The organism is Kitasatospora sp. NPDC048540 (assembly GCF_040651175.1).
GTDB lineage: Bacteria > Actinomycetota > Actinomycetes > Streptomycetales > Streptomycetaceae > Kitasatospora.
The window spans coordinates 195,759-220,895 of record NZ_JBEZIR010000001.1; the positions used below are offsets into that span (position 1 = coordinate 195,759).

General features: G+C 73.6%; 18 protein-coding genes and 1 pseudogene. 3 read left to right on the forward strand and 16 right to left on the reverse strand.

The window, feature by feature from the left end; genetic code table 11:
• Positions 1 to 37 precede the first annotated feature (37 nt).
• Both AB0D08_RS01080 and glnA read right to left on the reverse strand, forming a co-directional pair.
• Positions 38 to 391, reverse strand: a pseudogene (locus AB0D08_RS01080) (IS110 family transposase); the annotation flags it as partial.
• 1,069 nt (positions 392 to 1,460) lie between these two features.
• Positions 1,461 to 2,873, reverse strand: coding sequence for a type I glutamate--ammonia ligase (glnA, locus tag AB0D08_RS01085; protein WP_033822819.1), 1,413 nt, complete (start codon positions 2,871 to 2,873; stop codon positions 1,461 to 1,463).
• A gap of 271 nt (positions 2,874 to 3,144) precedes the next feature.
• On the opposite strand from glnA, the gene AB0D08_RS01090 reads away from it, so the two are divergent.
• The gene (locus tag AB0D08_RS01090; protein ID WP_033822818.1) at positions 3,145 to 3,612 is read left to right on the forward strand and encodes an RDD family protein; all 468 of its coding nucleotides are present in this window, start codon (positions 3,145 to 3,147) and stop codon (positions 3,610 to 3,612) included.
• Positions 3,613 to 3,772: 160 nt separating this feature from the next.
• On the opposite strand, the gene AB0D08_RS01095 is transcribed toward AB0D08_RS01090, so the two are convergent.
• The 7 genes from AB0D08_RS01095 to AB0D08_RS01125 form a co-directional block, all read right to left on the reverse strand.
• Positions 3,773 to 4,462 carry a DUF4191 domain-containing protein gene (locus tag AB0D08_RS01095; RefSeq protein WP_033817826.1) on the reverse strand — a complete coding sequence of 230 codons (690 nt, stop codon included), beginning with the start codon at positions 4,460 to 4,462 and terminating at the stop codon, positions 3,773 to 3,775.
• 148 nt (positions 4,463 to 4,610) lie between these two features.
• A complete protein-coding gene (locus AB0D08_RS01100) occupies positions 4,611 to 4,814 on the reverse strand; it encodes a hypothetical protein (protein ID WP_033817827.1) in 204 nt (67 codons plus the stop codon).
• A 192-nt stretch (positions 4,815 to 5,006) separates the two neighbouring features.
• A complete protein-coding gene (locus AB0D08_RS01105) occupies positions 5,007 to 5,960 on the reverse strand; it encodes a lipoyl synthase (protein ID WP_033817828.1) in 954 nt (317 codons plus the stop codon).
• A 119-nt stretch (positions 5,961 to 6,079) separates the two neighbouring features.
• The gene (gene lipB, locus AB0D08_RS01110) at positions 6,080 to 6,877 is read right to left on the reverse strand and encodes a lipoyl(octanoyl) transferase LipB (RefSeq protein WP_359885875.1); all 798 of its coding nucleotides are present in this window, start codon (positions 6,875 to 6,877) and stop codon (positions 6,080 to 6,082) included.
• Between the two features lie 135 nt (positions 6,878 to 7,012).
• On the reverse strand, positions 7,013 to 8,938 hold the full coding sequence (locus AB0D08_RS01115) for a GAF domain-containing protein (protein ID WP_051811557.1): 1,926 nt from the start codon (positions 8,936 to 8,938) through the stop codon (positions 7,013 to 7,015).
• An 82-nt stretch (positions 8,939 to 9,020) separates the two neighbouring features.
• On the reverse strand, positions 9,021 to 10,385 hold the full coding sequence (locus tag AB0D08_RS01120) for an MFS transporter (protein ID WP_359885876.1): 1,365 nt from the start codon (positions 10,383 to 10,385) through the stop codon (positions 9,021 to 9,023).
• An 87-nt stretch (positions 10,386 to 10,472) separates the two neighbouring features.
• Entirely contained in the window at positions 10,473 to 11,237 is a 765-nt protein-coding gene (locus tag AB0D08_RS01125; RefSeq protein ID WP_033824977.1) for a 3-hydroxybutyrate dehydrogenase, read from the reverse strand.
• Positions 11,238 to 11,536: 299 nt separating this feature from the next.
• Here AB0D08_RS01125 and AB0D08_RS01130 point away from each other — a divergent pair, with 299 nt between their 5' ends.
• Entirely contained in the window at positions 11,537 to 13,216 is a 1,680-nt protein-coding gene (locus AB0D08_RS01130) for a regulator (RefSeq protein ID WP_359885877.1), read from the forward strand.
• Between the two features lie 402 nt (positions 13,217 to 13,618).
• Here AB0D08_RS01130 and AB0D08_RS01135 read toward each other — a convergent pair whose 3' ends face one another.
• From AB0D08_RS01135 to AB0D08_RS01145, 3 genes are all read right to left on the reverse strand, one after another.
• The gene (locus AB0D08_RS01135) at positions 13,619 to 14,842 is read right to left on the reverse strand and encodes a cation:proton antiporter (protein WP_359885878.1); all 1,224 of its coding nucleotides are present in this window, start codon (positions 14,840 to 14,842) and stop codon (positions 13,619 to 13,621) included.
• Between the two features lie 218 nt (positions 14,843 to 15,060).
• The gene (locus AB0D08_RS01140) at positions 15,061 to 16,389 is read right to left on the reverse strand and encodes an FAD-dependent oxidoreductase (RefSeq protein WP_359885879.1); all 1,329 of its coding nucleotides are present in this window, start codon (positions 16,387 to 16,389) and stop codon (positions 15,061 to 15,063) included.
• 460 nt (positions 16,390 to 16,849) lie between these two features.
• Positions 16,850 to 17,755, reverse strand: a complete 906-nt coding sequence (locus AB0D08_RS01145; protein WP_033820554.1) for a TIGR01777 family oxidoreductase — start codon at positions 17,753 to 17,755, stop codon at positions 16,850 to 16,852.
• Between the two features lie 232 nt (positions 17,756 to 17,987).
• Here AB0D08_RS01145 and AB0D08_RS01150 point away from each other — a divergent pair, with 232 nt between their 5' ends.
• Positions 17,988 to 18,962: a DUF2510 domain-containing protein gene (locus tag AB0D08_RS01150; RefSeq protein ID WP_033820555.1), complete on the forward strand. Its 975-nt coding sequence runs from the start codon at positions 17,988 to 17,990 to the stop codon at positions 18,960 to 18,962.
• Positions 18,963 to 19,040: 78 nt separating this feature from the next.
• Here AB0D08_RS01150 and AB0D08_RS01155 read toward each other — a convergent pair whose 3' ends face one another.
• From AB0D08_RS01155 to AB0D08_RS01170, 4 genes are all read right to left on the reverse strand, one after another.
• A complete protein-coding gene (locus AB0D08_RS01155; protein ID WP_359885925.1) occupies positions 19,041 to 19,556 on the reverse strand; it encodes a DUF4240 domain-containing protein in 516 nt (171 codons plus the stop codon).
• Positions 19,557 to 19,709: 153 nt separating this feature from the next.
• Positions 19,710 to 21,497 (reverse strand): 2-oxoglutarate dehydrogenase, E2 component, dihydrolipoamide succinyltransferase, encoded by a 1,788-nt coding sequence (gene sucB / locus AB0D08_RS01160; protein WP_359885880.1) that lies wholly within the window; start codon positions 21,495 to 21,497, stop codon positions 19,710 to 19,712.
• 56 nt (positions 21,498 to 21,553) lie between these two features.
• On the reverse strand, positions 21,554 to 22,942 hold the full coding sequence (lpdA, locus tag AB0D08_RS01165; protein WP_033821735.1) for a dihydrolipoyl dehydrogenase: 1,389 nt from the start codon (positions 22,940 to 22,942) through the stop codon (positions 21,554 to 21,556).
• Positions 22,943 to 23,329: 387 nt separating this feature from the next.
• Positions 23,330 to 24,826 carry a leucyl aminopeptidase gene (locus tag AB0D08_RS01170; RefSeq protein WP_359885881.1) on the reverse strand — a complete coding sequence of 499 codons (1,497 nt, stop codon included), beginning with the start codon at positions 24,824 to 24,826 and terminating at the stop codon, positions 23,330 to 23,332.
• Positions 24,827 to 25,137: the final 311 nt, after the last annotated feature.

Sequence of the window (25,137 nt, forward strand, 5' to 3'; positions counted from 1 at the left end):
TTGATGAACAGGCGGTCTGCCTGGCGAGCACGAGTTAGGTGCGTGCCGCGTCCGCGATCACTGCGGCGTCCTTGGCGTCGGTCTTCGCCTCGCCGGGGTAGAGATCGGCGATTCGTCGCATGGCCAGTCCTGGAAGGTAGGCGACTTGGCAGCCGGCCGCGCGGGCGACGGTCAGAGGCAGGGCGCCGATGGAGGCGGGCTGGTCCACGATCACCAGGACAGTGCCGAACTTCGCGGCCAGCTTCTCGAGGACGGCCCGCAGTTTCGGCTCGCTGTTGGGCAGCGGTTTGTCGAAGACCTTCTTGCCTGCCGGGGTCAGGCCGTGGCCGTGGTGAGCGGTCTTACCGACGTCCAGGCCGAGGAACACGCCCACGTCTTCGGTGTCGAACATCGCACCCTTCCAGGGGAGTCGGACGAGCCGGCCTCGGCGGTGGTGTCGTACGCGCGCATCCACGTTGTGCAGACCTGCCGCCTGCGGCCGTCCGGCATTGCGCCGGACCGGGCGGTGGCCGGACCTCTCATCAGCGTCTCCGACGACACCTCCGGGCCCGGTGACACCACCCCCCAGGTCATCTCTTCGACAGGGGGACACAGTCATGCCGGGCCCGGAGGCCAGCGGCCCTCTTGCAGGGCCGCGAAGAACATAACGGGGGCTGGCGGACCCCCAGATGATCGACCATCGACTCGCAATGCAGCTGCGTAGAGATACTTACATGATTGATCGTCAGAACACTTGCTGATGAACAGAGAACGGCCCTCGATGCGGACCGCCAGCCGTGGACCGACCCGCCATACAACTGCGCTTGGTCATGCCCACGAGGCAGAACCTCGGCGGCATCCAGGGAGACACGGGGGCAGCACCCTTCGTGCGAGCGACCCGATGACCCCAGGCCCCTCCGCTAGCTGTGGGGCCTCCACCATCACGAGGAATGTGGCGTTCTCGACAGGGAGAAGCACTCCGTCCGTGCCCGCTCCGGGGGCGAGTGGTGTTCGCTGCAGGCTCTCGTATCCGGAGAGCCGGGGGTTTGCGCGTCAGGGGCGGCGGGTTGTGAGTCCGCGTGCCCGGTCGGTGCGGTGATGTGCCGGGGTCGGCGGCGGCGGGTTTCTGCGAGGAGCGCTCAACGGGTGGCGGGTGGGAGAGAGGAGAGGGTGTCGGAAGCGGTGAGGCGGGGCGTACCCGGTGGGGTGGCAAGCCTCCTCGCGTCGGGTGTTACTCCTGACGGCCTGTCAGTGATGCCACGTGATGGCACACAAGTGCACCGCCCGCGGTTCGTGGGCCCACGCGTGAGAGGCGCTACACAGAACTCCTGCCGAGATCGAACCCGGTGCACTCAGTTCACATCGCGAGCCGCAGAGCGTTCGGAGCGTGTCGGCGGCCTGGCGTTTTCACAGCTCAGAGCGTTGCCGACCTGCGGAAACGATGAGAGATCGAATCACGTTTCCGCAGGTCGGAGGCGCCCCTACAGGTCGTAGTACAGCTCGAACTCGTGCGGGTGGGGGCGCAGTGCGATCGGGGCGATCTCGTTGGTGCGCTTGAAGTCGATCCAGGTCTCGATCAGGTCGGGGGTGAAGACGCCGCCCGCGAGCAGGTACTCGTGGTCGGCCTCGAGCGCCTCCAGCACGGCCCCGAGCGAGGCGGGCACCTGCGGGACGGCGGCGTGCTCGTCCGGCGCGAGCTCGTACAGGTCCTTGTCGACCGGCTCCAGCGGCTCGATCTTGTTCTTGATGCCGTCCAGGCCGGCCATCAGCATCGCGGCGAAGGCCAGGTACGGGTTGGACGCCGGGTCGGGCGCGCGGAACTCGATGCGCTTGGCCTTGGCGTTGGAGCCGGTGATCGGGATCCGGATCGCGGCGGAGCGGTTGCGCTGTGAGTAGACCAGGTTGACCGGGGCCTCGAAGCCGGGCACCAGGCGGTGGTAGGAGTTCACCGACGGGTTGGTGAAGGCCAGCAGCGAGGGGGCGTGCCGCAGCAGGCCGCCGATGTAGTAGCGGGCGGTGTCGGACAGCCCCGCGTAGCCCTGCTCGTCGTAGAAGAGCGGCGAGCCCTCGGTCCACAGCGACTGGTGGACGTGCATGCCGGAGCCGTTGTCGCCGAAGATCGGCTTGGGCATGAAGGTGGCGGTCTTGCCGTTGCGCCACGCGACGTTCTTGATGATGTACTTGAACAGCATCAGGTCGTCGGCGGCGTGCAGCAGGGTGTTGAACTTGTAGTTGATCTCGGCCTGGCCGGCGGTGCCGACCTCGTGGTGCTGGCGTTCGACCTCCAGCCCCGCCTTGGCCAGTTCCAGCGACATCTCGGCGCGCAGGTCGGCGAAGTGGTCGACCGGGGGGATCGGGAAGTACCCGCCCTTGTACTTGACCTTGTAGCCGCGTGCGTCGCCCTCGGCGGAGCCGCTGTTCCAGGCGCCGGCCTCGGAGTCGATGTGGTAGTACGAGGCGTTGGCGCTGGTCTCGAAGCGCACCGAGTCGAAGACGTAGAACTCGGCCTCCGGGCCGAAGTACGCGGTGTCGGCGATGCCGGAGGAGGCCAGGAACGCCTCGGCCTTCTTGGCCACGTTGCGCGGGTCGCGGCTGTAGGCCTCGCCCGTGATCGGGTCCTGGATGAAGAAGTTGATGTTGAGGTGCTTCTCGGTCCGGAACGGGTCCAGCCGGGCGGTCGCCAGGTCCGGCACGAGTGCCATGTCGGACTCGTGGATGGCCTGGAAGCCGCGGATCGACGAGCCGTCGAACATCAGGGTCTCGGACGGATCGAAGGTCGCCGCGGGTACCGAGAAGTGCTGCATGACGCCCGGCAGGTCGCAGAACCGGACATCGACGAACTTGATGTCGTTGTCGGCGATGTACTGCTTCACCTCGTCGGCGTTGGTGAACATCCATCCTCCTCAGCGTGCGGTCTGGTGGCGCCCTAGGGCGGCTCACGTTAGAGCTGGGCCGTTTCCGGCCGGTGACTCCACCGTTTCCTGAATGTTAACCGGACCGCTCCGCCGGGCGGCAAAGTCGTACGGTTTCGGACAAATCGCAGCCTCCGGCGGCCCGGTGGCCCATGAGTGGTCCAGACCACTTGCGGGGTCCGGGCGACACGGATTCACCCCTGCGGGGGGAGGGTGCCGAAGATCGCCCGACCGGTCCGGATACTGTGGATTCGTGGATACCAGAGAAGCGTTGGGATCGTGGATCGACGGGCCGAAGGCCGCCGCCGAGCGGATGGGCGCCGACTTCGGGTACCGCGGCGAGCGCCTCGGCCTGCCCAAGGAGGGCCCCGGCTCGATCGCCGGGCCGGGCCGCCGGATCGGCGCGCTGTTCGTCGACGGCTGGCTGGTCAGCCTGGTCGCGTACGGGCTGATCGCACGCGGTGACCAGGCGGCGGCCAACCTGTGGACCACCCCGCTGTTCTACGTCGTCACGGTGCTGCTGCTGGCCACGGCCGGCTTCACGGTCGGCAAGCGGATCTTCGGCCTGCGGGTGGTCCGCCTGGACGGCGGCCGGGCCACCATCCCGCAGATCCTGCTGCGCACGCTGCTGCTCTGCCTGCTGGTGCCCGCCCTGGTCTGGGACCGTGACACCCGCGGCCTGCACGACAAGGCGGTCGGCACGGTGGAGATCCGCGCCTGAACCACGGTGGAGATCCGCGCCTGAACAGCGTCCGCCCCGCCGCCCGCCCGCCCCGCCGCCCACCGGCCCCGCCGCCGCCCGCGGCCACGCCTGCGGACGTCGAACGGCCCCGTCGCGATCTCTCGCGGCGGGGCCGTGGTGTCAAACGAAGCAGGCGGGGTCAGCGGGCCTGGCCGCCCTTGGGCATCCGGGCACCCTTGGGCATCGGGCCCTTGGGGATCGGCGCCTTGGAGAGCAGGTCGCCCAGCGCGCGCAGCCGGTCGTTGGTCTCGGTGACCTGGCCGGGGGTGATGGCGCGCGGCAGCCGCATCAGGTGGATCTGCAGCTTCTTCAGCGGGATCTCACCCTCCCCGTTGCCGACCATGATGTCGTGCACCGGGACGTCGCCGACGACCTTGGCCATCTTGCGCTTCTCGGACGCCAGCAGCGGCCGGACCCGGTTCGGGTTGCCCTCACCGATCAGCGCGATGCCCGCGCGGCCGACCGCCCGGTAGACCGCGTCTTGGTTGCGGGTCACCGCGACCGGCGTGGTGTTGGCGCTCCAGCCGCGGCGGATGTTGTCCAGCACCGCCGCGACCGCGCCGGGCTGGCCCTCCATCTGTCCGAAGGCCGCCCGCTCCGCCCGGCGGCCGAAGACGATCGCCATGGCCAGGAACGCCACGATGAAGCCCAGGATGCCCAGGTAGATGGGGTGACCGATCAGGAAACCGATGGCGAGGAACACGCCGAAGGTGAGGAGGCCGATGCCTCCGATGATCAGGCCGATCTTGGTGTCGACCTTCTTGGTCATTTGGTACGCCGTGCGGATCTGCTGCAGCCGCCCGGGGTTCACGGATGATTCCCTCGCCATACCGGCCATGGTACGTGTGGCAGGTACGGGATATCCAAGGGCGGTGCCGGTTCGTGACCTGCGTCTTCCCCGGAGTCCCCGCCGGACCGCCGCCCGCGCGGCGCTCCCCGGGCCGCGGTACCGCCGCCGACCGGGGCCCTGCCGCGGGTCAGACCCGCGGGCCGGCCGCGGCGGACGGCACCGCGTCCTGCACCCGGTCGGCCGCGTGCCGCCGGTTCTCGCACACCGCCGACCAGGCGTTGCGCCGCGCGCCGCCCAGCAGGGCGCGCTCCGCCAGCCGCACCGCGTCCCCGACCGAGCGGACCCGGCCGATGCCCCGGCCGGTCCGTACCGCTCCGATTCCTGCCTGCATCTCGCGTGCTCCCGTAGCTGTCGAGGTGGATCCGACACCGTTCATGGTGGCCCACCGGTGTTGCCGACCGGTGACCCCGGCGTCAAAGGCCGATGAAGACCGGGCCCGTCGGCGTGTTGCGGGCACGCCGGACGGGCCCGGACACGGCGACGGGGCGGGCCCGACCGGACCCGCCCCATCATCGGACGAAACTCAGACCGCTGCCTGCGCGCGGTGCTCCAGCGCCTGCCGGTACAGCCGCCCGGCGCGGTACGAGGAGCGCACCAGCGGGCCGGACATCACACCGGCGAAGCCCAGCTCCTCGGCCTCCTGCTGCAGCTCCACGAACTCGTGCGGCTTCACCCAGCGCTCGACCGGGTGGTGGCGCAGCGACGGCCGCAGGTACTGGGTGATGGTGATCAGCTCGCAGCCGGCCCCGACCAGGTCGGCCAGCGCCTGGCTGACCTCCTCGCGGGTCTCGCCCATGCCCAGGATCAGGTTGGACTTGGTCACCAGTCCGGCCGCGCGCGCCTGGGTGATGACGTCCAGCGAACGCTCGTACCGGAACGCCGGGCGGATCCGCTTGAAGATCCGCGGCACCGTCTCGACGTTGTGCGCCAGCACCTCGGGCCGGGAGGAGAAGACCTCGGCCAGCTGCTCGGGCACCGCGTTGAAGTCCGGGATCAGCAGCTCGACACCGGTCCGGCCGGCCTGGCGCTCCGCGGTCATCGCGTGCACCTGGCGGACGGTCTCGGCGTACAGCCAGGCGCCGCCGTCGGGCAGGTCGTCACGGGCGACACCGGTGATGGTGGCGTAGTTGAGGTCCATCGTGACGATCGACTCGGCGACCCGGCGCGGCTCGTCCCGGTCGAAGTCGGCGGGCTTGCCGGTGTCGATCTGGCAGAAGTCACAGCGGCGGGTGCACTGGTCGCCGCCGATCAGGAAGGTCGCCTCGCGGTCCTCCCAGCATTCGAAGATGTTGGGGCAGCCGGCCTCCTGGCAGACCGTGTGCAGCCCCTCCTTCTTCACCAGCGACTGCAGTGCGTTGTACTCCGGGCCCATCTTCGCCCGGGTCTTGATCCACTCGGGCTTCCGCTCGATGGGGGTCTCGGCGTTCCGGACCTCGAGGCGGAGGAGCTTCCGGCCGTCGGGTGCGACAGCGGACACGTGCGACTCCTAGGACTAGACGGGGTACCCCCAGGGTACGCCTGTGCATTCATCGGTTGTGCCGGGCCCGGCCCTGCAATCGCAGGGCAACAACCGGAACCCGGTCTGGATTCCCTACCTCAGCGGGTGAGGGCGGGTTCCGGCAGCTCGGCGAGGACCGCCGACAGGTGCCGCTCGACCGCGGGCAGCGCCTCGGCCACGGTGAAGTCCCGGCCCAGCTCGGAGCTGAGCGAACCCACCCCGGCGTCCCGGATCCCGCACGGCACGATCTTGTCGAACCAGGTCATGTCCGGGTCGCAGTTGAGTGCGAACCCGTGCATCGTCACCCCGCGCGCCACCCGGACGCCGATCGCCGCCAGCTTGCGGTCGTCGCCGCGCTGACCGGCGTTGGAGGGCGCGTACTCCGGCCCGGCCAGCCGCGGGTCGATCCCCAGCGGCAGGCCCATCCGCAGCGTGAGCTTGCCGATCTCCACCACCTGGGACGGGTCCACCACCGCGTCCGGGATCTCCGCACCGAGCTTCCACACCCCGCTGCGGCCCTCGATCCGGGTGGTCTCCACACCGAACTCGGCGCAGGCCCGGATCAGCGCCTCCTCCAGCCGGCGCACGTACGCCACCACGTCGATCGGGTCCGGCAGCTTCACGATCGGGTAGCCCACCAGCTGGCCGGGACCGTGCCAGGTGATCTCACCGCCGCGGTTCACCTCCACCACCGGCGTACCGTCCAGCGGCAGGTCGGCCGGGTTGGTGCGCTTGCCCATCGTGTACACGGGCGGGTGCTCCAGCAGCAGCACGGTGTCCGGGATCTCGTCCGCCACCCGCAGCGCGTGCAGCCGCTGCTGCTCGGCCCAGGCCTCCTGGTACGGCACCGCAGCCTCGCCGGTACCCAACCGCACAAACCGTATCCGCTCGCTCACCGCTGCTCCTTGCCAGGCGTTCGAGACCAACCTCGTCACTGTACGCCCCGCGCCGCGGCACCCTTCAAGGCGCGGGGTGCACAGCGCGGGGTGCGCACGGTGCGGGGTGCACGGTGGGGAGCGCGGTCGGGGGGCTCAGGGGGCGGCGAGCAGTTGCAGGCGCAGCGCGAGGTGGAGTTCGAGAGCGCGCTCGGGGTGGTTCCAGCCGGGGCCGAGCAGCGCCTCGACCCGGTCCAGGCGCTGGACCACGGTGTTGACGTGGACGTGCAGCTGGTCCTTGGCACGGGTGAGGCTGCCGCCGCTGTCGAAGTACGCCCGCAGGGTGCGCACCAGCTCGGTGCCGCGCCGCGCGTCGTAGTCGATCAGCGGGCCGAGCGCGCCGGTGACGAACGCGTCCACCTCGTGGCCGTCGCCGAGCAGCACCCCGAGGAACCCGAGGTCGGCCGCCGAGGCGCCGTCCCCCTCCCGGCCGAGCACCCGTAGCGCGCGGACGCAGCGCACCCCCTCGGCGTGGGCGGCGGCCAGTGCGGCGGGCCCGGCGGCGGGGCGGCCGACGCCGACGGTGACCGGGGCGCCGGTGAGCCGGGCCAGCCGGTCGGCGGTGTCGCGGGCGACCCGGCCGGGTGCGGTGCCGTCCTCCGGGAGCAGCAGGACGACGGCCTCGCCGTGCTCGGCGCTGATCCCGCGCGAGCCGAAGAGGTGGCGGGCGGCGGCGCCCGCCAGCCTGGTCCGGCCGTCCGGGGTGGTGTCGGCGACCAGCGCCAGGTGGGGGCGGGCCAGGTCGACGCCGAGCCGGCGGCCGCGCGCGGTCAGGCCGGCGGGGTCGCGGTCGGGTGCGGTGAGCAGGTCGGTGAGCAGTTCGCCGCGGATCCGGTTCTCGGTCTCGGCGACGGACCGCCGCAGCAGCAGGAGCAGGGCGGTGACGACCCCGGCCCGTTCGAAGATCCGCCGGTCGGCGTCGTCCAGGTCGGGGCGGCCGTGCAGGGCCAGCCCGCCGAGCAGCTCCTGTCCGGCCAGGACGGCGCAGACCCAGCCGTCCCCGTGCCGGACCGCGCGGGCCTCGCCGCGGGAGGCGGAGAGCGCCCGGGCCAGGTCCTCGGCAGCGGCCGGGCGGCCGGTGACCGGGCGGCCCTCGCTGTCGTGCACCGAGACCTCGCCGCCCAGCAGGGCGGCGACCTCGGCCGCCACGTCCGCCACCTCGGCGCCGCGCAGCACCAGGTCGGTCAGCCGGTCGTGGGCCTGCTCGGCGCGCTGGACGGCGGCGGCGTGGGCCTTGATGACCTCGTTGGCGCCGGCCAGTTCGGCCAGGGCGGCGCGGGTTCCGGCGAGCGACTCGGCGGTGTCCAGGGCGATCGCGGCGTGGGCGGCCAGCGTGCACAGCAGCGCCACCTCGTCGGGGGAGAAGGTGCGGGCCGAGCGGTCGGCGGCGAACAGCACGCCGATCACCCGGCCGCCGAGCAGCAGCGGGACGCCGATGATCGCGACCAGGCCCTCGTCCAGCACCCCGGCGTCGATCCGGCCGGTGTGCCGGAACCGTCCGTCGGTGCGGTAGTCGGGGGTGGCGTACGGGCGGGCGGTCTGGGCGACCAGGCCGCCGAGTCCGTCGCCGAGGCTGAGCCGCAGGTGCTGGAAGAGCGCGGACACCGAGCCGTCGGTGACCCGCATGTAGGTGTCGCCGGCGGCCTCGTCCGGCAGGGTCAGGTAGGCGGTGTCGGTGCCCAGCAGCATCCGGGCCCGGCGGACGATCGCCTGGAGCACGGAGTCCAGGTCGCGGGAGGCCGCGAGGTCGCCGGCGGTGTCGAAGAGCGCGGTCAGCTCGGTCTCCCGGCGGCGGTGCTGACGCAGGGTCCGGTGCACCCGCAGGGCCTGCCAGGTGGCGTCGTCGATCTCGGCGAGCACCTGCGGCGGGGCGCCCCGGTGGCGGGCGTCCGCGAGCACCGCGGCGAAGTCCTCGGTGGCCGCGCCGGTGGCCAGCAGGTCGAGCAGCCGGCGCAGGGCCGGGGCCGCGGTGGCCTCCGGGGCCCGGGCGCCGGGTACGGAGCTGGTGTCGGGGTGGTCCATGGTGCGGGACATCGTGCCAGTTCTCGGTGGAGGGCGGAACGGCCCGGCGCGGATGGCGGAGCGCGCCGGGCGGTACGGGGGCTCAGACGGTGACCGCCTGCCCCGCCGCGCGGTCCCCGGCCGGGCCGGAGGGCTCGATCGCGGCCAGGTCACGGCCCCGGGTCTCGCGGGCGCAGAGCACGGCGAGGAAGGTGACCGCGGCGGCGATGGCGACGTAGACGGCGATCGGGGTGGCGCTGCCGTAGTCCTTGAGCAGCGCGGTGGCGATCAGCGGCGCGGGGGCGCCGGCGGCCACCGAGGAGAACTGGGCGCCGATGGAGGCCCCGGAGTACCGCATCCGGGTGGCGAACAGCTCGGAGAAGAAGGCCGCCTGGGGGGCGTACATCGCGCTGTGGAAGACCAGGCCGACGGTGACCGCCAGCACCAGCGAGCCGAAGTCCTTGGTGTCGACCAGCCCGAAGAAGACGAACGCCCAGACCCCGACGCCGACCGCGCCGACCAGGTAGACGGGCTTGCGGCCGACCCGGTCGGAGAGCGCGCCGAAGACCGGGATCAGGGTGAACTGGATCGCCGAGCCGATCAGGACGGCGTTCAGCGCGGTCTGCTTGGGCAGGTGGACGTGGCCGACCGCGTACGCCAGCACGAAGGTGGTCATCACGTAGTACGAGATGTTCTCGGCCATCCGGGCGCCCATCGCCACCAGCACGTCCCGCCAGTGGTCGCGCAGGACGGCGACCAGCGGCGGCCGCTCCTCGCGGCCGCGCGCCTCGGCGGCCGCCAGCGCCTGCTTGAACAGCGGCGACTCGTCCACCGACAGCCGGATCCACATCCCGACCATCACCAGCAGCGCGGACAGCAGGAACGGGATCCGCCAGCCCCAGGCGAGGAAGTCGGCGTCGCTCTGCACGGTGGTCAGCAGCGAGAGCACACCGGCGGCCAGCAGGTTGCCGGCCGGGGCGCCGCCCTGCGGCCAGGAGGCCCAGAAGCCGCGCCGCCGCTGGTCGCCGTGTTCGGAGACGAGCAGCACCGCCCCGCCCCACTCGCCGCCCAGCGCGAAGCCCTGGACCAGCCGCAGCGCGGTCAGCAGCAGCGGTGCGGCCACCCCGATCTGGCGGTACGTCGGCAGGCAGCCGATCAGCGTCGTCGCCCCGCCCATCAGCAGCAGGCTCAGCACCAGCAGCCGCTTGCGGCCGATCCGGTCGCCGAAGTGCCCGAACACCAGGGCGCCGAGCGGCCGGGCGGCGAAGCCGATCGCGTAGGTGAGGAAGGAGAGCAGGGTGCCGGTCAGCGGGTCGCTGTTGGGGAAGAAGACCTTGCCGAAGACCAGGGCCGCGGCCGTGCCGTAGAGGAAGTAGTCGTACCACTCGATGGTGGTGCCGATCAGGCTGGCACCGACCACCTTCCAGAGCCGGGAGCCGTTTCTCGCGTCGTCGGGGGAACTGGCCATCAGGGTCACCTCGGGGGGTTGCGGGACGGGACGGGACGGGACGGGGCGGGACGGGGCGGGGCGGGGCGGCGCGGGGGAGGCGCGGTGTCAGTACGCGGTCCAGCCGCCGTCGACGGGCAGGCTGGCGCCGGTGATGTAGGCGGCGGCCGGGGAGCACAGCCACAGCGCCAGTGCGGCCACCTCGGCGGGCTCGATCAGCCGCTTGACGGCGGTCCGGTCGAGCATGATCCGCTCGACCACCTCGTCCTCGGGGATGCCGTGGGCGGCGGCCTGGGCGGCGATCTGCCGCTCCACCAGCGGGGTGCGGACGTAGGCCGGGTTGACGCAGTTGCTGGTGACGCCGTGCGGGGCGCCCTCCAGGGCCGCCGTCTTGCTCAGCCCCTCCAGGGCGTGCTTGGCGGTGACGTACGCGGACTTGTAGGGGCTCGCCCGCAGCCCGTGCACGGAGGAGATGTTGACGATCCGTCCCCACCCCTGCCGGTACATGTGCGGCAGGGTGCGGCGCAGGATCCGGAACGGCGCCTCCACCATCACCCGCTGGATCTGGGCGAACCGCTCCGGCGGGAACTCGTGCAGCGGCGCGATGTGCTGCAGGCCGGCGTTGTTGACGACGATGTCGGCGTCGTCGGGCAAAGCGTCCACCGCGCGGGGGTCGGCCAGGTCGGCGACGACGGCCGTCCCGCCGATCCGCGCGGCCAACTCCCCGGCCGGGCCCGCACTGAGGTCGACGACGTACACCCGGGCGCCGGCCGCGGCGAGCGCCTCGGCGCAGGCCCGGCCGATGCCGGAGGCGGCACCGGTGACCAGGGCGGTGCGGCCGCCGAGCGAGGGCGGCGCGGAAGTGGTGTCCATGGCCGAGAACGGTAGGAAGGGCGGGCCCGCACTCCTATGTGCCCGGCAGCCATAGCGGGGGAGGGCCGCATGGGGGGTCGCGCCATGTGCGGCGATTCGTGACAGCCGACCCCCAACCCAAACACGCCGGGCCGGAGCTTCCCCACAACGGACGCCAATGCATCACCCGTTCGGAGGATTGCCCGCCCAGATCCGCCCATAGCGCCCGAATGCTCGCTACATTCACGCCGATTCCCGACAGGGGCGCCGCCCCGAGCACCGGGGGGATCCGGTGCGGCGCTCGAGAGGTGTTGACAGACATGCCCCAACGGCCTGCAACCGACAGCCCGGCGTACGGACCGCTCGATCCGCTCGACCTGCACGACCCGCACGACGTGCCGGACGGGGCCGCCGCGCAGGTGCCCGCCGGGCCCGCCGCCGCGGTGCCCCCGGCCGACCCGGCCGGAGGTCCGGTCCGGACCCAGAACCCTCAGCTCGCGGCGCTCATCGAGGAGTCAGGCTTCTCGCACGCCGGCCTCGCCCGGCGGGTCGACCAACTCGGCCTGGAGCACGGGCTCGACCTGCGCTACGACAAGACCTCGGTGACCCGCTGGCTGCGCGGCCAGCAGCCGCGCGGCGCGACCCCCGCGCTGATCGCCGAGGTCTTCACCCGCCGCCTCGGCCGCCGGCTGACCGCGCAGGACGCCGGCCTGGACGCCTGCGCCCCGGTCTACGCCGGGCTCGAGTTCGCCGAGACGCCGCAGGAGGCCGTGGACATCGTCGCGTCGATGTGGCGCAAGGACAACGGCCCGTACGCCGAACTCCGCAAGATCGCCTTCACCCCGGCCGGCCTGGTGGTCCCCAGCCGGGACTGGCTGATCGGCCGCACCGACGAACGGGTCGCCCGGGACGGCTCCGCGCCGCCGGCCCCGGACACCGCCGACGGGCGCCCGGAGCCGGCCGTCGCCAGGGCCGGCCTGCCCGGCGCGGCACCCCGGGTGCCCCAGCAGGCCCGGGTGCCGCAGCAGAGCCGCCGCCCGCCCGCGGCCGGACCGGAGCAGGCCGAGACCGCCCGCGACCACCGGCCGCAGGTCCGGGTCGGCCGGGGCGACATCGCGGCCATCCGCGCGGTCGGTGACCTCTTCCGCGCCCTCGACCAGGCGTACGGCGGAGGCCACGCCCGGCAGGCGCTGGTCCGCTACCTGGAGAGCGAGGCCGAGCCGATGCTGCGCGGCCGCTACGGCGAACCGGTCGGCCGGGCCCTGTTCAGCGCCGTCGCGGACCTGACCAGGCTGGCCGGCTGGACCTCGTTCGACATCGCCGCGCACGGGCTGGCCCAGCGCTACTTCGTCCAGGCGCTGCGGCTGTCCCAGGCGGCGGGGGACAGAGTGCTCGGCGGCTTCATCCTCACCACCATGAGCCAGCAGGCCGTCCACCTCGGGCACGCCCGGGAGGCGATCCAGCTCGCCCGGGTCGCCCAGCAGGGCGTCGGCACCACCGCGGTGCCCGTGGTGCAGGCGCTGATGCACGCCGCCGAGGCCCGCGGCCACGCCCTGCTCGGCGACGTCCGCTCCTGCACCACCGCGCTGGTGCGCTGCGAGCGGGCCCTCGCGACCGGCCGTACGGGCGACGAAGTCCCCTCCTGGGCCCGTTACTTCGACGACGCCCAGCTCGCCGACGAGTTCGCCCACTGCTACCGCGACCTCCAGCAGTGGCGGCCCGCCGCCCAGCACGCCGAGAAGTCCCTACGGCTGCGCGGGCCCGCCTACGCCCGCAGCCGGATCCTCTGCCGCCTGGTGCTGGCCTCCGCCCGGCTCGGCCTCGGCGAGGCCGAGGAGGCCTGCGGCATGGCCACCGACGCGCTGCGCGCCGCCGGTGAGATGCGCTCCGCCCGCACCGTCGAGTACCTGCGCGACTTCCACCGCCGCCTCGCCCCCTACCGCAGCCACCCGGCGGTGCGCGCCTTCGAGGACGCCGCCCGCCAGTCGGGGGTGATCTGACGGCGCCCCACGCGCGGCGGGCGGGCGGCGGACGCGCCCTGCGGCGCCCCGGCCCGGTGGCTGCCGCCTGCCGGTTGGGGGGATCCGACGGCGACGTACGTGCGGGCCGTGCGGCCAGGGTGTGTCCTGCGAGCCCGCGCCTGCGGCGGTTCGGTCCGGCGGTTCGGCCCGGCAGGCGCCGCCGCAAGCCGTACGGGCGGCGGCGCCGGGGCCGCCGTGCGTTGCCGTGCGCGGGATGGTCGCCAGGGGCGCACGGGCTGCGCGCCGGGTGCCGGGGTGCGGCAGGAGCGCCGCGGGCCGGTGCCGCGGCGCGACCGGCCGGCGCAGCCGCCCCGCCCCGGGCCGCCCCGGACGCCGTGGCCGGGGGCGCCGCTCCCGCGGTGGCTGCGCCCCGCCCCGGGGTCACCAGCTCTCGGCCTGTCCCCGGGGGCCGTCGGCCGGTGGCTCGGGCGGGGCCGACCGGCCGAGCACCCGCTGGGCGAGCAGCGGCAGCAGCAGCACGGAGAGCAGTCCCGCGCCGACCAGCGCGGCGGCGGTGGAGGACTGCAGGTGGCCGTCGTCCACCTCGATGGTGGTGATCACCACGACCAGGGGGAGGGCCGTGGCGGCGTACAGCCCGAGCGCGGCCCGGTCGCGGTGCGGCAGATCGGGGGCGAGCAGGGCGGCCGGCAGCCCGCGCACCACCACGAAGCACAGCAGGAAGACCGGGACCAGCAGTAGGGTGCCCGGCCGGTGGAGCAGTGACTCCAGGTCGAAGGTCATTCCGCTGACCACGAAGAACACCGGGACCAGGAACCCGAAGCCGATCGCCTCCAGTTTGGCGTCCACCACCTCCCGCTCGGCCTCGGCGGCGCCCGCCATCAGCAGCCGGGAGACGATCCCGGCCGTGAAGGCACCGAGCAGCATGTCGAGGTCGAGCCGGACCGCGGCCGCGACCATGGTGCCGAGCACCAGGATCAGCGTGCGCACGGCGAACTGCCCGGAGGTGCGCAGGGTGCGCCGCATCACCCGGCCGACCCAGGCCGGCCTCGGCCGGCGCGCGAGGCCGACGGCGGTGACGGCGACGATCGCGAACGCGCCCAGGATCACGGCGGACCGGGTCGGGCTGTTCCCGCTGAGCAGGACCGCGACGCCGATGATCGGTCCGAACTCGCCGACCGCACCGGTGGCCATCGTCATCGAGCCGAACGGCGTCGGCAGCGCCCCGGAGTCGCGCAGGACCGGCAGGATGGTCCCCAGCGCCGTGGTGGTGAACACCAGCCCGGTGAAGGCGCCGTTCAGCGGATCGCTGTTGAGCAGGGCGCCGAAGACCAGCGCCACGGTGAGCGAGAGCAGCCAGGCGGCGCCGGCCCGGCGCAGCGGGCCGCCGCGCAGCCGGGCGAAGTCGATCTCGTACCCGGCCAGGAACATCAGCATCGCCAGGCCGAAGTCGGAGAGCGCACCGAGGAAGTCGCCCACGCTCGCCCAGCCCAGCACGTCGGGGCCGATCAGGATCCCCAGGACGATCTCGAACACCACGGTCGGCACCGCCAGCCGTCGGCGCAGCCGGTCGGCGAGGAGGGGCGCGGCGACGGCACAGGCCGGGACCAGGATCAGGGCCTGGATCTGGATGTCGGCCGCGCTCACGGCTCGCCGCCGCCGGTGCGAAATGTCCGACTACTACTCATATCGGCATACTGGCACGCGGCGCCGGGGACACCGGGCATGCCCCGCCCGGCCGGTCCGGCGGGACGTCCCGGCACCCCCGGTACGAGAACGTCCCACCGGCCGGCGACGGTCGGGCCGGCCCGCCCGGATCCCGGCCCGGCCCGCGCGTCACCCCGCCGTGACGGCCGCGACGGCCGCTACGCCGCCACGTCCGCCACCCGCTCCGCCGTCGGCACCCCCAGGTCGCTGAGCACCGCCTGGGCGGCCCGCCGGCCGGAGACCAGCGCGCCCTGGACGGTGCTGGTGTCGCGGTGGTCGCCGCAGGTGTACAGGCCGGCCAGCAGCCGCACCGGGCGGCGGACGTTGTGCGGCGGCGGCATGGCCGGCACCGCGTCCGGCAGGTGCCGCACGCTCAGGAACTCCCAGTCGCCCGTCCCGGTGCCGTACAGCTCCGCCAGCCTGCGCCGGACGGCCGGCTCCTCCCCGGCGGGCCCGCCCGGGTCGAAGCTCTGCCGCCCGAGCACGGTGGTGGCGATCAGCGCCCGCCCGCCGGGGGCGTACGAGCGGTCCAGCTCGCTGAGGACCAGGGAGTGCGAGACCCCGCCGCGGCCGGTACCGCGGTCGGCGTCGAGCAGCAGCAGCGCCTCGTCCATCGGCGAGCGGTCCGCCACGTGGTAGTACGTGGTGACCGGGTGGAAACCGGGCAGCCGCAGACCGGGGAGCAGTGCGGCCGCCGACCGCGCGTCGGTGGCCACCACCACCGCGCGGGTGGCGATCCGCCCGTGGGCCGCGGTCTGCACGCCGTCCGCGGCGACAGCGGTGACCTTGACCCCCAGCCGGACCGTGCCGGCCGGCAGGTGCTCGGCCAGCTGCGCCGGTACCGCGCTCGCCCCGGCGGCGGGCAGGCACAGCCGCCCCCTGGCGTAGCTGCGCAGCACCAGATCGGCGACCCGGCTGCTGGTGGTGAGTGCGGGGTCGGCGAGCAGGACGCCGAGCAGCGGGCGCAGGAAGCCGTCCACGGTCCGGGGCGACAGACCGCGGTCGGCCAGGGCGCGGGCGGCGGTGGTCTCGGGACGCGCCAGCAGCCGGGCGGCCGGCGTCGCGGCCAGCCGGGCGAGGGTGGCGGCGAGCCGGGCCTTGTCCAGCGGGCTGCCGAGCGGGCCGCGGGAGGCGGCCTGCCGGGCGGTGGTCTGCTGCGGGCCGCCGATCCGGTGGCGGCGGCCGCCGCTGTGCACCAGCAGGCCGGGGGCGAGCGGGCGCAGCGCGAGCCGTTCCAGGTCGAAGCGGCGGGCCAGCTCCGGGAAGTCGGTGTTGAGCAGCAGGCCGCCGTGGTCCAGCCGGAAGCCGTCCAGTTCGCGGGCGGCCATCCGCCCGCCGAGCTGCTCGGCGGCCTCCAGGACCTGGACGGTGATGCCGCGGGCGGTCAGCGCGCGGGCGGCCGCCAGGCCGGCGAGCCCGGCGCCGACCACGATGACGTCGGGGTCCGACGGCTGACGGATGCGGCGGGTGAAGTCGTATGCGGGCACGGATGTGTTCCTCCCTGACGGTGGCCTCCGCGGCCGGGCGTCCGGACCGGTGAACTCCGGCCGAGCGGGCAGCGACGTGCCGGGAACCGGTCCGTTCTCGTGATGCCCCGTCAATGTCCTGATCAGACAGAAGGATCAGGTGAAATGAGGAGGCACGGGAGGGGCGTGGCGGCACCTGACGGGGGCACGGTCACGGAGTGTGCGCGATCCGGGGACGGTTTGCGCGCCCGCGGGCGCGCACGGTCACCACGGGCGCGCGGCGCGCCTCCGGTATGCCTCCGTGCGCCCCCCGATGTCCGATCCGCGAACCGGCACGGCGGCACCGGCACCACCAACAGCGCCTCGCCTGCCGCCCTTCGCCCGGCGCACCGCCGACCCCACCCGCCCCTCACCCCGCACCTCGCGGCGCCACCCCGAGGTGCCACCCCGAGGTGCCACCGCACCGCGCCACCTCGTGGCGCTACAGCGCGGCGCACACCACCGACTCCGGGTCCCGGTGGCGGAACTCGAACCCCGCCTCCAGCAGCCGCCGCGGCACCACCCGGTGGCTGCCCGCGACCTCCACCGCCATCTCGCCGAGCACCGCGTCCAGCGCGAACCGCGGCACCGTGAACGCGGTCGGCCGGCCGAGGACCCGGCCGATCGCCTCGGTCAGCCGCCGGTTGGTGACCGGCTCGGGCCCGGTCAGGTTGACCGGGCCGCTCAGCTCGGGGGTGTCGATCAGGAAGCGCAGGGCCGCGACCTCGTCGTCCAGCGAGATGACGCTCCAGTACTGGTCGCCGGAGCCGAGCCGTCCGCCCAGCCCGAGCTTGAACAGCGGCAGCAGCCGGGCCCCGGCGCCGCCCCCGCCCGCCAGCACCAGACCGGTACGGGGGTGCACCACCCGGATGCCGGCGGCTTCGGCGGGGCGGGCCGCGGCCTCCCAGTCCACGCAGACGGAGGCCAGGAAGTCCCCGCCGGCCGGGTCGCGCTCGTCGATCACCCGGTCGCCGGTCTGCCCGTAGTAGCCGACGGCCGAGCCGCTCACCAGCACCCTCGGCGGTTCCTTCAGCGCGGCCAGGGCCCCGGCGATGGTCTCGGTGCCCAGCACCCGGCTGTCCCGGATCTCCCGCTTGTACGACTCGCTCCAGCGCCGGTCGCCGACGCCGGCCCCGGCCAGGTGCACCACGGCCTCGACGCCCTCGAGGCCGGCCGGGTCCACCTGCATCAGGTGCGGGTTCCAGCCCACCCCGACGGTGCCGTCCGGCTGCGGCCCGGTCCGGCTCCTGCGCCGTACCAGCCGCACGACCCGGTGGCCGTCCGCCAGCAGCGAGCGGACCAGTGCCGAACCGATCAGTCCCGTGGAGCCTGTCACCGCGATGCGCATGGTTCCATCCTGTCAGGCCCGGACCGCCCGGACGGCGGGGGCGCGCTGCCCCGCGCGCCGGTCCGCCCGTCTCGGTGCGGTCGTCGGCTGCCGCCGGAAGGCTCCTCCGTGAACGATGTGCTGACGGCCCGTCGGAGCCTCCCCGGACCCGCCGTGACGGCGTCCCGGAGGTGCCAAGTCGTGACCGGGCCTCCCCTGCCGCGGGCCCGTCCGGGGCCGGTAGCGTTACGAGGTGACCAATTCGATCCCTCCCGGCTGGTACCCCGTCCCGGGGACGTCGCAGGAGCGCTGGTGGGACGGCAACGCCTGGGCCGCCGACGTCCGCCAGGCCGGAGCGCCCACGGCCGGGCAGCTCGCCGACGCGCCGACCCAGGCCTGGGGGAGCCCGTCCTTCACCCCGCCCGCGGACGGCCAGGGCGTCCCGTCCGGCCAGGCCGCGTACGGCTACCCGCCGCAGGGCCCGCTCGGCGGCGGGTACGGCTACCCGGGCCCGCCGCCGAACCCCAACCGTAACGGCCTGGTGATCGGCATCAGCATCGCGGTCGTCGTGGTGCTCGTGGCCGCCGCCGCCATCGGGTACGCGTTCACCCAGGGCGACGGCCCGGGCCCGCCGCCGCCGACCCCCACCTCGTCGACCTCCGGTCCGGCCACCAGGTCGCCGTCCCCGTCGCGCAGCCCGAGCGAGCGCCCGAGCCCGTCCCCGAGCACCGGGTCCTCCACCACCGTCACCGACACCGTGCACGCGCTGCGGATCACCGTGCCGTACGGCTGGACCACGAGGGACGCCACCGCGACCGCCTCGATGCACGCGACCAGCGGACCCTACGACTGCGGGCTGTCCAGCCAGTGCGTGCGCGGCCAGTTCTCGATCGAGGCCGAGGCGGTGGAGGGCACCGGTGCCCAGTCGGCCGCGGAGACCGCGATGGCGAACTACGCCCCCGCGATCTTCGGCAAGCTGCTGGGCCACCGCGAGCTCGCCTCCGGCCCGATCGTGGTCGCCGGGGTGAACAGCTACGCGGTGCGCTGGTACGTCACCCCCGAGCAGGGCGCGCAGGGCTACGTGCTGCTGATCGCGGCGCCGGCCGAGGGCGGCGGTTTCGTCCTCCTGCACGGCGGCGTGGACGACGACCCGCTGGCGCCGAAGCCCGCGGTGCTGGAACAGATCGTCGCCGGCATCCGGTCCACCGACTCCGGCAGCGGCGCCTGAGCGGCCCGGCGCCGGGACGCGGCGGCACCGGCCGGGCCACCCGGCCGGTGCCGCCGCGTGACCGGCCGGCGGGGCTGCTCAGTCGCCGAAGCGCTCCCACAGCCGGGGGAACCGTTTCGCCATGATCTCGGGGTCGTCGAAGTCGAAGGGCTCGCCCTCGGGTCCGTCCGGCTGTTCCATCCCGAGGTCCGGCAGCGGCAGCCCGGTCAGCGCCTCGTACGCCTCGTCGGCCGCGTAACCGAGGTCCTCCGCGTCGCCGTCCTCCTCCTCGTCGAAGTCCGGCACCAGGTCCGCCAACGCGTCCGGCTCGTGCACGGCACCCTCGAACACCTCCCGGCCCTGGCCGATCAGCCAGCACCGGAAGTAGTCGAAGGCGTCGTCCGGGGCGCCGTCCATCAGGAGGTGGGCGGCGCCCCACAGCTCGGTCCGGTACGCGCGCTGGAACCGCGCCTCGAACAGCCGGGCGAAGTCGATCACGTCATCGGGCGTCAACTGCGCCAGGCGCTCCACCAGCGCGTCCGCCTGGTCGTCCGGGTCGCCCTCGGCCGCGTCCCTGGTCTCGTCGATCAGTTGCCAGAAGTCCGTCTCGTACATCACCGCTCCAGCATCCTCGCTCACCCCCGCCGACGCACTCGCGGCGCACGGGGGCGGGTACCCCGTGCTCCCCGGTTCGGGCCAACGGCCGCAGACGCCGGTGCCCCGCCCGTCCGGGGACGAGCGGGGCACCGGCGGTCAGGCCTGTGACCGTCAGAGGCCGAGGTCGCCCTCGAAGGCGCCCTCTTCCAGACGGGCCTTGACGGTGCCCAGGTAACGGGCGGCGTCGGCGCCGTCGACGATCCGGTGGTCGTACGACAGGGCCAGGTAGACCATGTCGCGGACCGCGATCGTCTCGCCCAGGTCCGGGTGGTTGATGACCACCGGGCGCTTCACAGCGGCACCGATGCCCAGGATCGCCACCTGCGGCTGGTTGATGATCGGGGTGTCGAACAGGGCACCGCGCGAGCCGGTGTTGGTGATGGTGAAGGTGCCACCACCCAGCTCGTCCGGGGTCACCTTGTTGTCGCGGGTACGGGCCGCCAGGTCGGCGGTCTTCTTCGCGATGCCGGCGATGTTGAGGTCGCCCGCGTCGTGGATGACCGGGACCAGCAGACCGCGCTCGGTGTCCACCGCGATGCCGACGTGCTCGGCGCCGTGGTAGGTGATGGTGCCCTCGGCCTCGTTCACCTGGGAGTTGACGACCGGGTGGGCCTTCAGCGCCTCGGTGGCGGCCTTCACGAAGAACGGCATCGGGGACAGCTTGACGCCCTCGCGGGCCTCGAAGCCGGCCTTCGCCTTGGCACGCAGCCGCATGATGTTGGTGATGTCCACCTCGACCACGGTGGTCAGCTGGGCCGACACCTGGAGCGACTCCACCATGCGCTTGGCGATCACCGAGCGCAGGCGGGACATCTTGACCGTGGTGCCGCGCAGCGGGGAGACCGCGGCGACGGTGGCCGGGGCCTTCGCGGCAGCGGGCGCCGGGGCGGCGGCCTGCGCCTTGGCGGCCTCGGCGGCGGCCAGCACGTCCTGCTTGCGGATGCGGCCACCGACACCGGTACCGGCGACGGCGGACAGCGCGACACCCTGCTCGGCGGCGAGCTTGCGCACCAGCGGGGTGACGTAGGCGTCACCGGCGTCGGCGGCCGGCACGGCCTGGGCCACCGGAGCCGGGGCGGCCGGGGCGGCGGCCGGAGCGGCCGGAGCCACCGGGGCCGGAGCGGCGACCGGAGCAGCCGGGGCGACCGGAGCCGGAGCGGCCACCGGGGCGGGGGCGGCGACCGGAGCAGCCGGGGCCGGAGCCGGGGTCTCGGCCACGGGGGCCGGGGCGGCGACCGGGGCAGCCGGAGCGGCCGGGGCCGGGGCGGCGGCGACCGCGCCCGCCGCGCCGATCAGCGCGAGCTGGGCGCCGACCTCGGCGGTCTCGTCCTCGCCGACCAGGATCTTGACCACGACACCGGCGACCGGCGACGGGATCTCGGTGTCGACCTTGTCGGTGGACACCTCCAGCAGCGGCTCGTCGACCTCGACGGTGTCGCCCTCGGCCTTGAGCCAGCGGGTGACGGTGCCCTCGGTGACCGACTCGCCCAGCGCGGGGAGCAGCACCGGGGTGGCGTCGGCGGCCGGCGCGGCCGCGGCCGGGGCGGCGGCCGGAGCAGCCGGGGCGGCGGGTGCGGCGGGAGCCTCGGCCACCGGGGCCGGGGCGGCGGGGGCCGGGGCGGCCTCCGCGACGGGGGCGGCAGCGGCGGCCGGGGCGCCCGAGCCGTCGTCGATGATCGCCAGCTCGGCGCCCACCTCGACGGTCTCGTCCTCGCCGACCTTGATCGAGGCCAGGATGCCGGAGGCCGGCGCCGGGATCTCGGTGTCGACCTTGTCGGTCGACACCTCCAGCAGCGGCTCGTCCATCTCCACCCGCTCACCCTCGGCCTTCAGCCAGCGGGTGACGGTGCCCTCGGTCACGCTCTCGCCCAGTGCGGGCAGTGTTACTGAGACCGCCATGGTTTCAGCGACTCCTATCAAGTCTTGCGTACAGGAATGGGGGTGGCTGGGCGCGATCAGTCGTGCGCGTGCAGCGGCTTGCCGGCCAGCGCCAGGTGCGCCTCGCCGAGGGCCTCGGACTGGGTCGGGTGGGCGTGGATGAGCTGGGCCACCTCGGCCGGCAGAGCCTCCCAGTTGTAGATCAGCTGGGCTTCGCCGACCTGCTCGCCCATGCGGGCGCCGACCATGTGGACGCCGACCACGGCGCCGTCCTTGACCTGGACGAGCTTGATCTCGCCGGCGGTCTTCAGGATCTTGCTCTTGCCGTTGCCGGCCAGGTTGTACTTGAGCGTGACGACCTTGTCCTTGCCGTACAGCTCGACGGCCTTGGCCTCCGAGATGCCCACCGAGGCGACCTCGGGGTTGGAGTAGGTCACCCGCGGCACGCCGTCGTAGTCGATCGGCACGGCCTTGAGGCCGGCCAGGCGCTCGGCGACCAGGATGCCCTCGGCGAAGCCGACGTGGGCGAGCTGCAGGGTCGGGACGAGGTCGCCGACGGCCGAGATGGTCGGCACGTTGGTGCGCATGTACTCGTCGACCAGGACGTAGCCGCGGTCCATCGCGACGCCGTTCTCCTCGTAACCGAGGCCGGCCGAGACCGGGCCGCGGCCGATCGCGACGAGCAGCAGGTCGGCGTCGATCTGCTTGCCGTTCTCGGTCGAGACGCGGACCCCGTCGGCGGTGTACTCGACGCCGGAGAAGCGGGCCTTGAGCTCGAACTTGATGCCACGCTTGCGGAAGGCGCGCTCCAGCAGCTTGGAGGAGTTCTCGTCCTCCAGCGGCACCAGGTGCGGCAGGGCCTCGACGATGGTGACGTCGACGCCGAAGGACTTCCAGACGGAGGCGAACTCGACACCGATCACGCCGCCGCCGAGGATGACGGCCGACTTCGGGATCCGGTCGAGCTTGAGGGCGTGGTCCGAGGAGATGACCCGGTCGCCGTCGATGTTCAGGCCGGGCAGCGACTTCGGCACCGAGCCGGTGGCGAGGACGATGTGGCGGCCCTCGATGCGCTGGCCGTTCACGTCCACCGAGGTCTGCGAGGAGAGCCTGCCCTCGCCGGTGATGTAGTTGACCTTGCGCGAGGCGACCAGGCCCTGCAGGCCCTTGTACAGGCCGCTGACCACGTCGTCCTTGTACTTGTGGACGCCGTTGATGTCGATGCCCTGGAAGGTGGCCAGAACGCCGAACTCGGCGGCTTCCTTGGTCTCGTCGGCGATCTCGGCCGCGTGCAGCAGGGCCTTGGTCGGGATGCAGCCGCGGTGCAGGCAGGTGCCGCCGAGCTCACCCTTCTCGATCAGGGTGACGCTCAGACCCAGCTGGGCGGCGCGGAGCGCCGCGGCGTAACCGCCGCTTCCGCCTCCGAGAATGACTACGTCGAAAACGGTGCTGGCGTCGTTCGCCACGTCACGTCCTCCATGCAAGGGGTGCGGTTCGCCGGGCCGGTCGCGGTCCGGTGGGTCGGAAGCCTTTGTAAGGCGCCCAGTCGTGCCGGAAATACATCTTTGCACTTGTTGAGCGCGGCTGACGTCGGGGGCTGCCCTGCCGGGGCCCATGAGGCCGTCGTCGGGCTGCCCGGTACCCGGTACGTGTGGTCATTGTCGCAGCTCAAAGGCGTGCCGCGGCAGGGGCGAAGGGCCCGGGTGGCCGCCCGGGGGAGCGGCTGGTTCCACGGTGCGGAACAAAGTTTCGCCGGAGGCGAACAGGCGCACCGATTGCGCAGCGGCGTTACCGGCTGGTAATGCCGCAGGGGCCCGGCGCCGGGTCGGCGCCGGGCCCCTGCCTGCCGGGCGTCAGGCGCCCGCGGTGTCCTCGGCGAAGCGGACCAGGGTGCGGATCGCGCTGCCGGTGCCGCCCTTGGGGGTGTAGCCGTACGGCGCGCCCTCGTGGAAGGCCGGGCCGGCGATGTCCAGGTGCGCCCAGTCGATGCCCTCGGCCACGAACTCCTTGAGGAACAGGCCGGCCACCAGGCCGCCGCCCATCCGCTCACCCATGTTCTGCAGGTCGGCGATGGTGGTCTCGACCATGGCCTTGCGCAGGTCGGCCGGGAGCGGCATCGGCCAGGACTGCTCGCCGACCGCCTCCGCGGTGTTGTGCAGGCGGGTGCGCAGCTCGTCGTCGTTGGCCATCACACCGAAGGTGCGGTTGCCCAGCGCGAGCACCATCGCCCCGGTCAGGGTGGCGACGTCGACGATCACGTCCGGGTTCTCCTCGCCGGCCCGCACGATCGCGTCGGCCAGCACCAGACGGCCCTCGGCGTCGGTGTTCAGCACCTCGACGGTCTTGCCGCCGTACATCCGCAGCACGTCGCCGGGGCGGGTGGCGGAACCGGACGGCATGTTCTCCGCCAGCGCCAGCCACGCGGTCACGTTGACCTGCAGGCCCAGGCGCTTGGCGGCGACCACGGCGGCGAACACGGCGGCGGCGCCGGACATGTCGCACTTCATGGTCTCGTTGTGGCCGGCCGGCTTCAGCGAGATGCCGCCCGAGTCGTAGGTGATGCCCTTGCCGACGAAGGCGAGGGTCGCCTTGGCCTTCGGGTGGGTGTAGGCGACCTTCACCAGCCGGGGCGGGTTGGCCGAACCGACGCCGACGCCGAGGATGCCGCCGAAGCCGCCCTTGGCCAGCGCCTTCTCGTCGAGCACCTCGACCTTGAGGCCGTGCTCCTTGCCGGCGGCCTGGGCGATGGCCGCGAAGGCCTTCGGGTGCAGGTCGTTCGGGGCGGTGTTGATCAGGTCGCGGGCGCGGTTGATCTCCTCGCCGATCGCGGTGGCGCGCTCGACGGCGGCCTTGGCGTCCTTGCTGCCCTTGCGGGCGGCCAGCACGACCAGCTCGCCGACCGGCTCCTTGGCGCTGCCCGCGCCCTTGTAGGTGCCGAAGCTGTACGAGCCGAGCAGGCCGCCCAGCGCGACGGCCTCGATCTCCTCGGCCGACTCGGCCGGCAGCAGCAGCGCGGCCTTCTTGACGCCGGCCAGGGTGCGCGCCGCGACACCGGCGGCCCGGCGCAGCGCGTCGGCGTCGTAGGCGCCCTCGGCGGCCTCGCCGAGGCCGACGGCCAGCACCAGCGGGGCCTTCAGACCCGCGGCGGCGGGGAGCTTGACCGCCTCACCCTCGGCGCCGGTCGCGCCCAGGGTGGTGAGGACCTCGGCCAGCTTGCCCTCGAACGCCTCGACGACGGCCTCGGCGCCGGAGGCGACGACCAGGCCCTTGGGGCCCTTGGCGACACCGATCACCAGGGCGTCCGCGCGCAGCGAGGCGGCGGAGGAGGTGCTCACAGACAGTGCAGTCACGTAAATGCGTCCTGTTCTTTCGCGGTCCACGGCCGGGTACGGCACCGGTGCCGTACCGGCATAACCCCGGCGTGTTCCGCGGGGAAACGGGCGCAGGGCTACGGTTGCTCCCCGCATGGTAGTCCGCATGCTGGGATCACGCCGCCCCCGGTACGGGGCCCGGCCGGTCGTCACGGTGAGTGACGAAGCCTGTCCGCAGCCGCTGATCCGGTGTCAGCTGAGCGGGCGTCGGCTTCCGGTCCGTCAGATCCCTTCCCCGCCGCAGCCGCCGCTATCCCTGATCCGGTACCTGTCAGATCCCGGCCCCCGGA

Excerpts from the sequence above, each read along its gene's own strand:
- AB0D08_RS01155 (WP_359885925.1), bottom strand. The coding sequence starts at position 19,556 with ATGTACGAGACGGACTTCTGGCAACTGATCGACGAGACCAGGGACGCG.
- AB0D08_RS01095 (WP_033817826.1), bottom strand. The coding sequence starts at position 4,462 with ATGGCGAGGGAATCATCCGTGAACCCCGGGCGGCTGCAGCAGATCCGC.
- sucB (WP_359885880.1), bottom strand. The coding sequence starts at position 21,497 with ATGGCGGTCTCAGTAACACTGCCCGCACTGGGCGAGAGCGTGACCGAG.
- AB0D08_RS01120 (WP_359885876.1), bottom strand. The coding sequence starts at position 10,385 with ATGGCCAGTTCCCCCGACGACGCGAGAAACGGCTCCCGGCTCTGGAAG.
- AB0D08_RS01125 (WP_033824977.1), bottom strand. The coding sequence starts at position 11,237 with ATGGACACCACTTCCGCGCCGCCCTCGCTCGGCGGCCGCACCGCCCTG.
- AB0D08_RS01115 (WP_051811557.1), bottom strand. The coding sequence starts at position 8,938 with ATGGACCACCCCGACACCAGCTCCGTACCCGGCGCCCGGGCCCCGGAG.
- glnA (WP_033822819.1), bottom strand. The coding sequence starts at position 2,873 with ATGTTCACCAACGCCGACGAGGTGAAGCAGTACATCGCCGACAACGAC.
- AB0D08_RS01100 (WP_033817827.1), bottom strand. The coding sequence starts at position 4,814 with ATGCAGGCAGGAATCGGAGCGGTACGGACCGGCCGGGGCATCGGCCGG.
- AB0D08_RS01130 (WP_359885877.1), top strand. The coding sequence starts at position 11,537 with ATGCCCCAACGGCCTGCAACCGACAGCCCGGCGTACGGACCGCTCGAT.
- AB0D08_RS01145 (WP_033820554.1), bottom strand. The coding sequence starts at position 17,755 with ATGCGCATCGCGGTGACAGGCTCCACGGGACTGATCGGTTCGGCACTG.